This window comes from Pontibacter mucosus (genome assembly GCF_003054055.1).
Taxonomy (GTDB): domain Bacteria; phylum Bacteroidota; class Bacteroidia; order Cytophagales; family Hymenobacteraceae; genus Pontibacter; species Pontibacter mucosus.
Map to the genome: position 1 here is coordinate 114,350 of NZ_QBKI01000010.1, position 13,690 is coordinate 128,039.

Genomic DNA, 13,690 nt, shown 5'->3' on the forward strand with positions numbered 1-13,690 from the left:
GGTTATTTATCTTTAGAAAGATATGGCACCTTCAATCATGAAGCCTTCGAACTCACCGCCGTGGCGGATGTCTGTCGGAGCAAAGCCTTTGTACTGCTGCTTCACATACTCGGCCTTGGCAAGTATATTCTTCGTCACGAACCAGCCGCCGCCTACCTGGATTCTGTTCAGGTTCACTTTGTTGTTCAGTACATCCGGAGTAGCGGCCAGTGGGGCCAGGCGTCCTTCTACGGTATTGTAGCGGCCTGCCACGTACAGGTTCTCGTTGCTGCCGAAGCGGTACACCACGTCAGTGCCTACTTGTGTCCAGGTGCGGTCTTTTGGCTCGTCGGCTGCGCCTAGTCTGCCTTTGCCTTTGGCCTGCTCAAAGTTGCCGAAGAGCTCCAGGCCACGGTACTTCACGAACGGGTTGATAACCATGGCTGTGATGCTGTTGGTAAGGCCCGGGTTGATGTGACCTGAAGTGAAGTGCGTAGCTGTCGTAACGGCTACACCGCTTGCAATTCTGGCAGGGTCCATCACCAGGTAGTAGCGTGAGCCGGCACGGTCGCCGCCATACAGGGTGTTTCTCACAGAGCCGGCAGTGGTGTACACAGAGCCCGTTAAGCGTACCCGCAGGTCTTCGTTCAGCTGGCTGTCGTAGCCCAGTTTACCGATGAAAGAGGGCTTGCGTTGGTCCGGATTCTGAATACCACCCTGGATTTCACCGCCTGTCACGGAGCCTACCGCCAGGAAGCCATTGTTCTGGTAGATAACCTCGGCGCCGATTTCAGTGGTGAAGGCATCCATGATGTAGTTGCCCACGAAGGGGTTGTGCAAGGCATGGGCGTTATCGGTTCTGCGGAAGTGGGCGTCGCCGTAGTTGATTTCCATGTGGCCCACTTTCAGGGTCAGGTTCTCCATCAGCTTGTCCACCAGCGGGCTGTTCAGGAACTCCGCCTTATCTACCTGAATGTAGCCACCTTTTACCCAGGCCTCCGGGTGGTGTCTGGAAGACAGGTAGGTAATCAGGTTGAGTCGGATACCGTCGGCCAGCGCCACATCCAGGTTCAGGTTAGCAGCGGCCAGGTTAAAGCCGTTCTCGATGGGCATCAACTGGTTAAGGTTTACCTCGTTGTTGCCTTGCTGCTGCATCAGGGCTGTGGCCGAGTTCTTGTGCTTCAGGCCCTGGAACTGCTGTGCAAAGCCGCCGCCAAGTCTCACTTTAATGCCATCAAAGGCTGCTGTGTCTTGCTTCGGCGTTTCGAAGGTATTTAGTCCCCTTTTATCGTAAGGGCGGGCGTATGGCAGGTCCGATAAGGTAATCTGCGCAAAAGAGCTCAAGCTTAAGCCAAGCATCAGGCCCAGTGAAAGTGTAAACTTTTTCATGACGTTCAGTATTTAAAATCGTTAGTTTTTTGTGTAAGAAGCAACGGGCTGGAAGCCTACCTTGAAGTTGATTTTAAGCTCGTTGCCGGTTTTTACAGTGCCTAAAAGCGCTGTGGGTGGCTTGATGCCGAAGTCGGTGAATTTGATGTTCGCCTCGCCTGCCATTTGCACCAGGTTGGATTTAGTGCTCGTCTCCACGTTAAAAGTCACGGGCTTGGTGGTGCCGGCGATGGTTAGGTTGCCGGTAGCCAGGCCGCGGTTATTGTCCAGTGCGCGGAAAGAGGTCAGCGTAAACGTGATGTCTGGGAACTTGCTAGCCTTAAGCGACTCGTAAGCCAGGTCGTCCATCTTGGCTGTGCCGCTCTTGATAGATTGGGTCTTCATGGTTACGGAAGCCGCCTTCACGTTTTTAAGGGTGGCGCCTTCTAGCACCATTTCAGCTGTACCCTGGGCCTGCGCGGAGGTCATTTCCCAGTCGTGCAGGGTAGAGGTGCCCTTTACTTTCAGCTCGGGCTTTGCGGCCAGTTTATACTGGTCCTGGGCGAGCAACGTGTTGCCTAAGCTTAGTCCTAAAAGGAGGCTAAACAGGCTTAGCAGTTTTATGGGGTTAAAAGTTCTCATGATGCAAGGGGTTAAGGTTTCTACTATTTTGTGTTATTTCTATGATGCAAAACTATAGCAGCCCGCCTCCGCAGCGAATGACCTTGCGCAGTTAAAGAAGTGATCTTAGCTGGTATTTAAGATGACGAAAGGCAGTAAATGCCTATAAGAGCTGTATTATGCCCCCTCTGGCGGCTTTTTCGTGCTTTTAGAGCATGTGAGATTTCCTGTTCAGGTAAGAGAGGTAGAGAAAAAAATATAGCCCGATGGAGGGATGCTGCATTCAGTTGGGATTTTGAACGCTGGGGGTTGTGCTGTCTTTTAGAGTGTAACTAATTGACTTTCTGTTTATTGGTGAGTGAAGTGATTCTGAAAATCACCGAATCAGAAAAATACAAAAGGGGAGATGCTATACTTTATTACTTCACCTCGCTCTTAAAAACAGCCGCGTAGTGGTCGGCCAGGCGGGTGGGTTCGGGCAGTTTATACTTGGTGGCGCAGGCCAGGGCTATACTTGTAGCGGACTCCAGGTCCATCAGGTGGCCGGGCGAGACGAAGACAGGCTTGATGTTATCCTTGGTGCGGAGCACGTTGGCGATGATGTCATCCTTATAGATAAGTGGCGAGACAGAGCCCTTGATTGCAGCCGGCTCTTTATACTTGCCTACCAGTACTTTCTTGGCCACCCCCATAGTGGGCTTGTTCAGGTGCAGGCCCAAGTGCGTGGCAATGCCCAGGCGCCGCGGGTGCGAAATGCCGTGGCCGTCCACCATGATCAGGTCGGGCTTTTGTTCCAGCTTCTCGTAGGTTTTTAGCAAATTGGGTGCCTCCCGGAAGGCCAGGAAGCCCGGGATGTAGGGCAACTCGACCGGCCCATGGTGCCATACTTTCTCCACCACCTCCAACTCCGGGTACGTCAACAGTATAAATACCGAAAGGATGGTGTCCTCGCCGATAAAGGAGGAGTCGCAGCCTGCTATCAGCTTCAGGTCAAAGTCCGGCTTCTGGATGACGATGCGCTCCTGCATTTGCCGCTGCTCTTCGGTGAGGCGGGCAAGTATAGCCGGGTCCGGGGCAGGATAGTCGAAGCGTCGGAAGTAAGCCATGGTTGAGTTGGGGAGTTTGGGAGTTAGAGAGTTTGGGAGTTAGAGAGTTAGAAGGTTAGAAAGTTAAAAAGTAAGGTATGGGCTCGGTTTAAAGTATAGTTGATTGTTACGTGCATACGTTTTTTCCTACATAATGGTGATAGCAGTAGAATATAATCATAGTATAGAAGAATCACCCTCCAACTCATTAACTCCTTAGACGCAACGTATGGCGTCCCTGAGAACCCTCAATTCTTAAACTCTCTAACTCTCTAACTCCCAAACTCTACAACTCCCTCAGGCACTGCAGGGGTAGATTAGCTTGGCGAACAGCAGATACCAGCGGCCCTCTGCAAAGCCGAAGTGAAACTCAAAGGAGGTGGCGGTGTGCAGGACCGATTGCTGTACCAGCGGCAAGGTGGCTTCTATCTGTTTTAACTGTGCCGGGGGCAGGTCGGCATACTTCCAGTAGCCGCTTTTCACGAAACGCTCCGGGCCGGCTGCAAAGCAACCATCCTTGCTATAACCTGATTGGTCCGCGTCGTAATCCATGTCGGCACAGTCGAAGGTAGGCCAGGATTCCTGCTGCAGATCGCAGGTTTTTCCCTCGTCTTTTATAGTTAGGAAGGAGCGGTCCTGATACTCGCGTTTAAAGCTGCCGATGTCCGTCACAAAGGTCATTTTAGGCATCGCGCCCGGCTGCTCAATCACCCATAAGCCATACTTTGGGTGCAGAAACTGATTTAGATCGGCTGTATCAGCAGCTTGCAGTGCCGAAAAGAACTGGCTGAACGCCTGCTCAAAAGTAGTATCGGCTGCCAGCGGCACTTCCTGTTCCGTCTCCAGCGAGTCCGTTCGCTGCGCATTGTCGGGCTTTTTGTCAGGACTGCAGGCGCTTAGAACCATTAGTAGTGCAAGTATAAAGTAAGCAGGGTATTTCATAGGGTTGATCGCTTTTGCTTTGATACGCACAGCGGCGGCAGGTGTATACTTTCTGAACTTTGGATAGGGCGGTTCGTAATCAAAGTAGGCAGATAACCAGATACTTATACTGGTGTAAGATAACAAGCTATGATGAACTATACTTTCAACGACAGTGTCCGGATTGAGCTGAAGGATGCCCATTTAGTTGGCGATCTGGCGATTCCGGAAGGAGCCTCCGGGCTGATTATCTTCTCGCATGGTAGCGGCAGCAGCCGCCTCAGCAGCCGCAACCGTTTTGTGGCAGATCACTTGCAGCGGTCGGGCTTTGCCACACTGCTCTTCGACTTGCTGACGGAGGAGGAAGACCGGGAGTACAGCAACCGCTTCGACATCCCCAAACTCACGCGCCGCCTCATCGACACGACTTACTGGGTGCAGCAGGACCCACGCACCAGCGATTTTAACCTGGCTTACTTTGGGGCCAGCACGGGAGCCGCCTCCGCCATTGGAGCCGCTGCCGCTGAGGGACCCGAGATTGTAAAAGCCGTGGTGAGCCGTGGTGGTCGTCCCGACCTGGCCGATGCCGTGTTACCTGACCTGCGCGTGCCAACGCTGCTGATTGTGGGAGGCAAGGATGAGGAAGTGCTGGCGCTGAACATGCAGGCGCAGGACCAGATGCAGTGTATTAAGGATTTGGAAATCGTGCCCGACGCTACGCACCTTTTCGAGGAGCCGGGCGCCCTGGAAATGGCTGCCCAACTGGCCACCGACTGGTTCCGGAAGTATGTGAAACCCGAAAAGCAGCAGCCCTTGCGCCAGGACCAGCCCTAGGATAGTTGTGAATGAGTGATTGAGTGAATGAGTAAGAGTGACCATGTGCAATTGCAGGTATTGTATCATTAGGTATCCCCTTTGTAGACAGTTAATGTCCTTAGCTATAGCTGCGAATAACGAGTAACGAATAACCAACAACTAAAAACAATTCACACATTCACTCATTCAAAATTAAAACCATGGATATGATCCGAAACAGGGAGGAGGCGGCGCAGCTGCTGGCAGAGCGGCTACAGAAGTATACTGGGGAGCAGGGGGTGGTGCTGGCCATTCCGCGCGGTGGCGTGCCGGTAGCTGCCCCGATAGCCAAAAAGCTGGGCATGCCCCTGGAGGTGACGGTATCCAAGAAGATAGGCCACCCCCTGAACCCCGAATTCGCCATAGGTGCCGTAAGTATGGACAGCGTCAGTTACAGCCCGCGCCCTGACGTGCCGGAAGAGTATATTAAGCGGGAGGTCGAGCGCATCCGGGAAAGCCTGAAGCAGAAGTATAAGTTGTTTATGGGCAAGCGGCAGCACATTCCGCTTCAGGACCGTGTGGTGATCATCGTGGATGATGGCATTGCCACCGGCCGCACGCTGGAAGCCACCGTGGAGTTGGTGCGAAAGGAGCATCCGCGCAAGATTGTGGTGGCGGTGCCCGTTGCCCCTCCCGAGGCCGCCACGCGCTTCTCTAAGATGGTGGATGATTTTGTTTGCCTGCTCACGCCCCCGTTCTTCCAGGCGGTAGGCCAGTTTTACGTAGAGTTCTCCCAAACCTCCGACGAGGAAGTGATACAGCTTTTGGAGGAGCAGGACAAAGTATAACTACCGCTCCACCACAAACTTCGAGAAGTATACTTTGTCGCCGGCCAGCACCCGCACCAGGTAAATGCCTGCGCCGTGTAGCTGGTCTGTGATTATTTTTGTGCTGAAGGTGCCGTTAGGAGCCTGCGCCAGTTGCTGTTTGTGCACCAGTTTGCCCTCTTTAGTATACACATGCACGTCGGCTACTTGGCTGGGGTGGCTGTGCTGCAGGTGCAGCGTTACGTGCTGGCCCTTGCTGCTGGTGGGGTATACTTTCAGCCTCTGCGGTTGCTCTTTCACCTGCACATGCACCACCTGCGACAGGCTGCTGGTGCCGTCTGTGTCTACCTGCTTTAACCGATAGTATAAGGTACCTGGAGAAGCTGTAGAGTCAGTGAACGTATAGTGCTGCGCCACTACGGTGGTGCCGGCTCCCGCCACACGGCCAATCTCCTGGAATTCTACCCCATCTTTCGAGCGCTGTACATCAAAATAAGCATTGTCTGTTTCTGATGCGGTTTGCCACTCCAGTTGCACCTGCCCGTTTATACCTGGGCGGGCGCTGAAACTGGAAAGTTCCACGGGGAGCGGAACGATCACCTCGTTCATGAGGGCGTCGAACCAGCGTTGGGCCATTTTCCGCTCGCCAATAAAGTTAGGGTGCAGGCCATCGTGCGTGTCGCCCTGGCCTTCGACTGAGTTTGGGTTCCAGGTGGCATCAAAGTCGGTATGTTGGTCTACCACAATTACCGGAGACTGAAGCGTGGTGAGTTCCTCTGCAAGGGCAGGGATGCGTGCGTTCAGCTTGCTGATGTTCTGATTTACCTGTACGTTGCCCACGCCTTCATCTGCCGGAATGAGCTGCGCCATGAAGATGACTACGTCCGGATTATCAGCCCGAATCTGCCGTACCACCTCACGGAGTTCGCCTAGCGTTTCTTCCACACTCTGGTTCTGGAACATATCGTTTGTGCCCAGGTGCATCAGTACAACATCCGGCGTATACCTGTTGAGCCATTGGCTTAGCCGCTGTTTGTTTCGTTCTCCTTCTTTCCCGTTAAGTATCTCGTCCACACGCCAGCCCCAGTGGCCTTCGTTTTTGTTCGTGTAAATCTTTCCTTTATAATCAGAGCCCTTTACAGCAGGACTTACGTCGTCCTTATTTACATCATGTGAGCCGACAAACTCAAAATCCACCTCTGCATCAATCAGCATTTTCCAGAGCTCATAGCGGTAGCTGGGGTGCTTGCCATCGCCCTGCGTGATGGAGTTGCCCAAAGGCATGATCTTAAGCTGTCCGGAGGCCGGGAAAACTAAAATAGCGAAGCAGGAAATAAGCAGAAAGCGTAAGACGTGTAAGCTAAGTGAAGTGTAAATTGTACTCATAAGCTAAATAGTAGGTAAGTAGTAAACGAGCTAACAGGGACGGTAGGTGAGGGGGTAACAGTTACGCGAGCGGCTGTAAGAATGGGTAAAAGTGAGCTTAGGGTAAGGGAATGTAGCTGTTTTATAAGGGAACGAAACGACTGCCTGCGCTTGCCGAGCAACTGAGGAGGTCGCCGGAGCTGAAAAAAGTATAACTTTATTGCTGGTGCCTGGTTGCAGTAGCATGGGTCAGGCCTTCTATACTTTGCAGAGGTATGAGTTTTATGCCGAAGGAAAGCCTTCCTGCATTAGCCTATTTCAAAAAGACTCTTATATTTGCTTTTAGAACTATATGTATTTATCTGCCCATAAACAGCAGTATTTTAATCTAATATTTTAACATGACGACAAAAGCATCTAAAATAATCTACACGATTACCGATGAGGCTCCTGCGTTGGCGACACGTTCGTTCCTGCCAATTGTACAGGCCTTTACAAAAGCTGCCGACATTGCGATAGAAACAAGAGATATTTCCCTGGCGGGCCGTATCATCTCCGCTTTCCCGGAAAACCTTTCCGAGGAGCAGCAGCAGTCGGATGACCTGGCGTACCTGGGCGAACTGGCGAAAACGCCGGAGGCAAACATTATCAAGCTGCCAAACATCAGTGCCTCTATTCCGCAGCTGACAGCGGCTATCAAGGAGCTGCAGGCACAGGGCTACAACATTCCGAACTATCCGGCAGAGCCTAAAACAGAAGAGGAGAAAGACATTAAGGCGCGTTACGCCAAGATTCTGGGTAGCGCCGTAAACCCTGTGCTGCGCGAGGGTAACTCTGACCGCCGTGTGGCAGATGCGGTGAAGCAGTATGCTAAGAAGCACCCGCACTCCATGGGCAAGTGGTCTGCTGACTCTAAAACGCACGTGGCCCATATGACGGGCGGCGACTTCTACGGCAGCGAGCAGTCTGTGGTAGTAGACAAAGCAACGGATGTGCGCATCGAGTTTGTAGGCGCGAACGGTGAGACCAAAGTGCTGAAAGACAAGGTTGCCCTGAAAGCCGGTGAAGTGATGGATTCATCGGTGATGAGCCGGAAGGCACTGCGTTCGTTCCTGGAAAAGGAAATCGCGCAGGCTAAGGAGCAAGGTATACTTTTATCCCTGCACCTGAAGGCAACCATGATGAAGGTGTCTGACCCTATTATGTTCGGCCACGCGGTAACCGTGTTCTTCAAAGATACTTTTGCCAAGCATGCCGCTACCTTTAAAGAGATTGGTGTGGATGCCAACAACGGCCTGGGCGATGTATACGCGAAAATCCAGAGCCTGCCGGAAGAGAAACGTGCCGAGATTGAAGCAGACCTGAAAGCGGAGATGGCGCAGCGCCCGGAACTGGCAATGGTAAACTCTGATAAAGGCATCACCAACCTGCACGTGCCAAGCGACGTGATCATCGACGCGTCTATGCCGGCGGCGATACGTTCGTCTGGACAGATGTGGGGACCGGACGGCAAACTACATGATACGAAAGCTATCATTCCGGACCGTTCTTATGCCGGTATTTACCAGGAAGTGATTCAGTTCAACACAGAGAACGGCGCATTCGACCCGACCACAATGGGTACTGTTCCGAACATCGGCCTGATGGCGCAGAAGGCGGAGGAGTATGGCTCGCATGACAAGACGTTTGAAATAGCTGCTGCTGGTACCGTGCGCATGGTGGATGCAGACGGTAACACGCTGATGGAGCAGAAAGTAGAGGAGGGCGATATCTTCAGAGCCTGCCAGACGAAAGACCTGCCGATTCAGGACTGGGTGAAACTGGCTGTAACCAGAGCTAGAATTACCAACACACCGGCCGTTTTCTGGCTTGATCCGCAGCGCGCCCACGACGCTAACCTGATCAAGAAAGTTGAGAAGTACCTGCAGGACCACGACACCAACGGCCTTGAGATTAAGATCATGTCGCCGGTAGAAGCCATGCGCTATACTTGCGAGCGTGCCAAAGCGGGTAAAGATACTATCTCGGTAACCGGTAACGTGCTGCGTGACTACCTGACGGACCTGTTCCCGATTCTGGAGCTGGGCACCAGCGCCAAGATGCTTTCGATTGTGCCGTTGCTCGATGGCGGTGGCCTGTTCGAAACAGGTGCCGGTGGATCTGCACCGAAACACGTGGAACAATTCGTAGAAGAGAACTACCTGCGTTGGGATTCGCTGGGTGAGTTCCTGGCCCTGGCTGTATCGCTGGAGGACCTGGCGTACAAGACCAAGAACGAAAAAGCCGAAGTACTGGCTGAGGCCCTGAACCAGGCCAACGCCAAGTTCCTGGAGAACGATAAGTCGCCAGCCCGCAAAGTAGGTGGCATCGACAACCGTGGCAGCCACTTCTACCTGGCCATGTACTGGGCACAGGCGCTGGCTGAGCAGTCGAAGAACCAGGAGTTGAAGGACCGCTTCTCGAAGCTGGCCAAAGAACTGACCGACAACGAGCAGAAGATCGTAGACGAGCAGATCGCCGCCCAAGGCAAGCCGGTTGACATCGGCGGGTACTACCACCCGAACGAAGAGAAGACCAGCAAAGCCATGCGCCCAAGCGAAACGCTGAACGCTGCTTTAGCTAACTTCTAAGAAGTATAAAGTATAAAAAGAGAAAGGCTGCCTGAGTGATCGGGCAGCCTTTTCCTTTTCATATCAAATCGATGTGGAAAGTTATTTCATTGAAGACATTCTCCTTGCTTAAGTGGAGATAAACATATATTATTTATTATTTCTGTTGATTACGAAGCGACAAAAGCTAAATACTTGTTTGATTACAAAATAAGACCAATAGCCTAAGCATAGAGCTATAAGTATCCAAACGTGAGTGTAGAAACCTTTAATTTTTGATGGTATACCAATAAACTTCAGCAATATGGTTGCTACCATCATCACAAAAACTGATGCTAGGAAGTAACCAATAAAGAAAGTTAATCCAGCGCCTAATTCATCTATACCATCTGATATGAAGTTACGCATTTCTTCATGCGTTTTCAAACCTGTCTTAATTAACGTGAATTTTATAAGGTATAGAACCACTGCTAAAAGAGCAAAGATGCTAACAAGAATGATAGATAGTCCTAGACCATCGTCTGAATCATAAACAAATCTATACATAGTAGCATAAATATATAACTAAGGATATTTAAAACATATTTTTTTACTTGCTAACACCTGCTAAGTTAGTAAGCTGTAAGATTTATATCTCTTTTCATGCCGCAAGTTTAGCGCCAGCGCAACTTGTGGCTGCACATGATGCCAGTTTGTAACTGGCGTTTTCCGCAAACTATACTTTTGCCAGTTACAAACTGGCTCCATACCAACCACCAGTTACCGCTGCGCTCAAACTGGCGGTATGTTCGTATAGTATGCCATGAGCCGAAACTATAAGATCAGTGACCAGAGCCAGCTGCATTTCATTTCTTTCGCAACGATACATTGGATAGATGTCTTTACAAGACCTGCTTATAAAGACATTGTAGTTGACAGCCTGAATTATTGTATTAAGAACAAAGGGCTGGAAGTACACGCCTGGTGCATCATGTCCAACCACGTGCATCTTGTTGTCAGCTCACAAACTGCAAACCAATCCCACATCATCCGCGACCTGAAAAAGCATGCTTCCAAGACCATAGTAAAAGCCATAGTTGATAATCCGCAGGAAAGCCGCAAGGAGTGGATGCTCTGGATGTTCGAGCGGGAAGGTAAGCGGAATAGCAATAACTAGGATTTCCAGTTCTGGCAGCAGCACAACCAGCCTATTGAACTTAACTCGAATTTTCTAATAGAGCAGAAGCTGAACTACATTCACAACAACCCCGTGGAAGCGGGCTTTGCGTGGGAGCCGCAAGATTATCCTTACAGCAGCGCTACAGACTATGCTGGAGGAAAAGGAATGGTTGAAATCATACTTTTAGAATAATTTTATCTCCAGTTTGAGCGCAGTGGTAACCGGTGGTTTGGCATGGCTGCCGGTCCGTAGAGATATTAATACTTATACTTTCGCCAGTTACAAACTGGCTTCATGTACAGCCACAAGTTACGCTGGCGCTAAACTTGCGGCATGAGGAACAGAGAGCATAAAAGGAGAGCGGCAGCCATACTTTGGCTGCCGCTCTCCTTTTATACTTAAAATATTCCCTAATCCGCATTAACACCTATATCTCCCTGAGCTACGATGACCTGTAATTGTTCTGGGCTCAGGTGCACATTCACATGGCCGTCATACTTCAGCACATCCTTGTAGCCAAACGGGGTGCCATCGTCAAGTTCTGCCACGTTAGATATGCTCATGCCCGTGGTACCGTTCACCGGGTTAAAAGTATACACAATGCCGCCACCTTCCTCTGCAGAGTTTTCGTGTATATGGGCCGGGTGCACACCTCCCTCAGGAGTACCATCCAACGAGATGGTGGCTAAGGCTTCGCCATTTCTTCTTTCTTCAAACAAAACGGTACCGCTTATACCGGGTACAGCTGCCTCATTTAGTTCGTAGCGTTTGGCTTTGCCTGTCAGCTCGTTCTGCCCGATATCTCCTTGCGCTACAATTACATCCAGTTGGTCCTCGCTCAGGTGCACGTTCAGGTGACCATCGTACTCCATCAGGTCCTCGAAGGTAACAGGAGTACCACTGTCGTCTCTTTGTATAATGGTGGTGCTGGTGCCTGTTGTGCCGTCAACCGAGTTGAGCGAAATAACGATGGGGCCGCCCTCTGCCGCGGTGTTGGCATGAATATGAGCAGGATGTTCGCCTCCTGTAGGTGTTCCCGTCAATACAATAGTGACGGATGTTGTTCTTGCGTCTACTCTCACAAAGGTAGCGGTACCCTCTATGTTCGGATCCGCTACGGATTCCAGATCATACACCTTCGTGTCAGGGAAAGGTATCGGGGAGTCGTCATCGTCCTTACAGCCGGTAAAGACAATCGTGCTGAGCACTAACACAAGTGCAAAGACATTGATTTTGGATAGGCTGTGTAACATAGGCTTAAGAATTAAAATGGTAATAAATAATTTACTATTGGCATTATTCTGATTTAACTTCTTGATTATCATTATGTTCTCTGTTTTTTGTCAGAGAGGCTAAAAACAGAGCCAGCGGTATGGGAAACGCTTTAAGCAGAAATGCCAATAAGGAGCGCTCTTTGAAGCTATTTTCTTCTCCTTATATCTGAATAAACTGATGAAGGAGCGCCCAAAAAGCTCGTTCCCGTCCTTTCGGATTTGCAATCTGAAAGAGCGGTTATGAAAAGTCTAGCCAATCGTAAACCTGTTGTAACCTTTGCCGCAAAACCTGCTACAACCGAAGGTAAACGAGCAGCTATGACTATGGACAATAAATTTGAACCGCATGCCTCCACTATCGTGCTGGCAGGAGCCACAGGGGATTTAGGAGGGCGCATTGCTAGGGCGCTTCTGGCAAAGGGGGCCCTTGTGAGGGTGCTGGTCCGCAGCAACAGCGACAGGGCTAAAGTGGAGGCTTTGCGAAAGGCAGGGGCTGTTATTGTTGAAGTGGATTTCCACAAGGCTGCTACACTGGCCAGAGCCTGCGAGGGGGCTACTTGTGTGGTCTCGGCCTTGTCGGGCTTGCATTATGTGATAGTGGGCATTCAGACCTTGCTGTTAAACGCAGCAGTGGCTGCCGGCGTGCCCCGCTTTATCCCTTCCGACTTTGCGGTTGATTTCACGAAGCTGCCTTACGGCCACAACCGCAACCTGGACTTCCGGAAAAATTTTAAAGAGCGGTTAGACAAAGCTCCGATAGCTGCCACGTCTATCTTAAACGGCATGTTTACGGACCTGCTTACCGGGCAGGCGCCCATCGTCCTTTTCCCAATAAAGCGGGTGATGTACTATGGCGATGCCAATCAGCTGATGGACTTTACCACCATTCAGAATACCGCTGAATATACTGCCGCCGCGGCCCTTGATTCCTCTACGCCCCGTTACCTGCGCATTGCCGGGGACGTGCTTAATGTGCGTGGGTTGAAAGAGGCTGCGAGTAAGGCTACCGGCGAGGAGTTTAACTTATTCAGGGTCGGTGGATTGGGCTTGCTGGATACGCTCATAAAAATCACAAAAGCACTTACGCCTGATAACCAGGAAGTCTTTCCGGCCTGGCAAGGCATGCAGTACATGCGCGATATGTTCAGCGGGTTACCGAAATTAGAACCGCTGGATAATGACCGCTACCCTGAGGTTAGATGGACGAGCGTAGCCGAGGTGCTGGCGAGGCGGTAGGGAAGGACACTATACTTTTGAAGTATAGATTATGCAGCATTTAACTTGCTACATCCCTCTTAGGAGGCTTTTGCCGCTTCAGGAAAGTATACATCATCCCCAAAACGCCGCCGCCCAGGGCCGCATAGCCATACCCGATTAAAAAACCATAGGCCTCATTTTCTGCACCCAGCCCTAGCGAGGCTGCAAGAGCCGTAATGCCTGACACGAGAAGTACTATCGCTTTAGTGTAGTTCATCTTATTTTCCATATTTCGAAGCATTTGGTTATTTCTGGTACACATAGGCCTGCATGTGGCTAAATGCCTGGTGCCTATACGAATATAGCAAGTCCAGCCGCATGCGTTGCCACTATTAGACCAGCAAAGCGATAAACCAGACCAGCAGGTGTTTTCTCTGGAAATCTTGTCTATGCTGCCCATCCGAAGTATAAATCTGCAAGGTAGCCAGCA

13 protein-coding genes are annotated in these 13,690 nt (G+C 51.0%); 5 read left to right on the forward strand and 8 right to left on the reverse strand.

Annotation, left to right across the window (positions count from 1 at the left end; all coding sequences use genetic code 11):
- Nucleotides 1–12 precede the first annotated feature (12 nt).
- From C8N40_RS17990 to C8N40_RS18005, 4 genes are all read right to left on the reverse strand, one after another.
- Nucleotides 13–1,368, reverse strand: a complete 1,356-nt coding sequence (locus tag C8N40_RS17990; RefSeq protein ID WP_108213190.1) for a hypothetical protein — start codon at nt 1,366–1,368, stop codon at nt 13–15.
- A 21-nt stretch (nt 1,369–1,389) separates the two neighbouring features.
- A complete protein-coding gene (locus tag C8N40_RS17995) occupies nt 1,390–1,989 on the reverse strand; it encodes a YceI family protein (RefSeq protein ID WP_108213191.1) in 600 nt (199 codons plus the stop codon).
- Nucleotides 1,990–2,387: 398 nt separating this feature from the next.
- Nucleotides 2,388–3,074 (reverse strand): deoxyribonuclease V, encoded by a 687-nt coding sequence (gene nfi, locus C8N40_RS18000; protein ID WP_108213192.1) that lies wholly within the window; start codon nt 3,072–3,074, stop codon nt 2,388–2,390.
- 276 nt (nt 3,075–3,350) lie between these two features.
- Entirely contained in the window at nt 3,351–3,995 is a 645-nt protein-coding gene (locus tag C8N40_RS18005; protein WP_245905180.1) for a hypothetical protein, read from the reverse strand.
- Nucleotides 3,996–4,124: 129 nt separating this feature from the next.
- Between C8N40_RS18005 and C8N40_RS18010 the strand changes: the two genes are divergently transcribed.
- Both C8N40_RS18010 and C8N40_RS18015 read left to right on the forward strand, forming a co-directional pair.
- Complete coding sequence (locus C8N40_RS18010; protein ID WP_108213193.1) at nt 4,125–4,808, forward strand: dienelactone hydrolase family protein; 684 nt, start codon at nt 4,125–4,127, stop codon at nt 4,806–4,808.
- Between the two features lie 182 nt (nt 4,809–4,990).
- Nucleotides 4,991–5,617 (forward strand): phosphoribosyltransferase, encoded by a 627-nt coding sequence (locus C8N40_RS18015; protein WP_108213194.1) that lies wholly within the window; start codon nt 4,991–4,993, stop codon nt 5,615–5,617.
- Here the strand turns inward: C8N40_RS18015 and C8N40_RS18020 are convergent, their stop codons facing one another.
- Entirely contained in the window at nt 5,618–6,880 is a 1,263-nt protein-coding gene (locus C8N40_RS18020; protein WP_108213195.1) for a GDSL-type esterase/lipase family protein, read from the reverse strand. It lies immediately after the preceding gene.
- A 482-nt stretch (nt 6,881–7,362) separates the two neighbouring features.
- Between C8N40_RS18020 and C8N40_RS18025 the strand changes: the two genes are divergently transcribed.
- Nucleotides 7,363–9,591, forward strand: a complete 2,229-nt coding sequence (locus C8N40_RS18025) for an NADP-dependent isocitrate dehydrogenase (RefSeq protein ID WP_108213196.1) — start codon at nt 7,363–7,365, stop codon at nt 9,589–9,591.
- A 129-nt stretch (nt 9,592–9,720) separates the two neighbouring features.
- On the opposite strand, the gene C8N40_RS18030 is transcribed toward C8N40_RS18025, so the two are convergent.
- Nucleotides 9,721–10,116 (reverse strand): hypothetical protein, encoded by a 396-nt coding sequence (locus C8N40_RS18030; protein WP_108213197.1) that lies wholly within the window; start codon nt 10,114–10,116, stop codon nt 9,721–9,723.
- Nucleotides 10,117–10,372: 256 nt separating this feature from the next.
- Between C8N40_RS18030 and C8N40_RS23175 the strand changes: the two genes are divergently transcribed.
- Nucleotides 10,373–10,726: a transposase gene (locus tag C8N40_RS23175; RefSeq protein ID WP_245905181.1), complete on the forward strand. Its 354-nt coding sequence runs from the start codon at nt 10,373–10,375 to the stop codon at nt 10,724–10,726.
- A gap of 413 nt (nt 10,727–11,139) precedes the next feature.
- Here C8N40_RS23175 and C8N40_RS18040 read toward each other — a convergent pair whose 3' ends face one another.
- A complete protein-coding gene (locus C8N40_RS18040; protein WP_211318139.1) occupies nt 11,140–11,982 on the reverse strand; it encodes a CHRD domain-containing protein in 843 nt (280 codons plus the stop codon).
- A gap of 345 nt (nt 11,983–12,327) precedes the next feature.
- Between C8N40_RS18040 and C8N40_RS18045 the strand changes: the two genes are divergently transcribed.
- Nucleotides 12,328–13,239 carry an NmrA family NAD(P)-binding protein gene (locus C8N40_RS18045; RefSeq protein ID WP_108213198.1) on the forward strand — a complete coding sequence of 304 codons (912 nt, stop codon included), beginning with the start codon at nt 12,328–12,330 and terminating at the stop codon, nt 13,237–13,239.
- A gap of 40 nt (nt 13,240–13,279) precedes the next feature.
- Here C8N40_RS18045 and C8N40_RS18050 read toward each other — a convergent pair whose 3' ends face one another.
- Nucleotides 13,280–13,477, reverse strand: a complete 198-nt coding sequence (locus C8N40_RS18050; RefSeq protein WP_146173594.1) for a hypothetical protein — start codon at nt 13,475–13,477, stop codon at nt 13,280–13,282.
- Nucleotides 13,478–13,690: the final 213 nt, after the last annotated feature.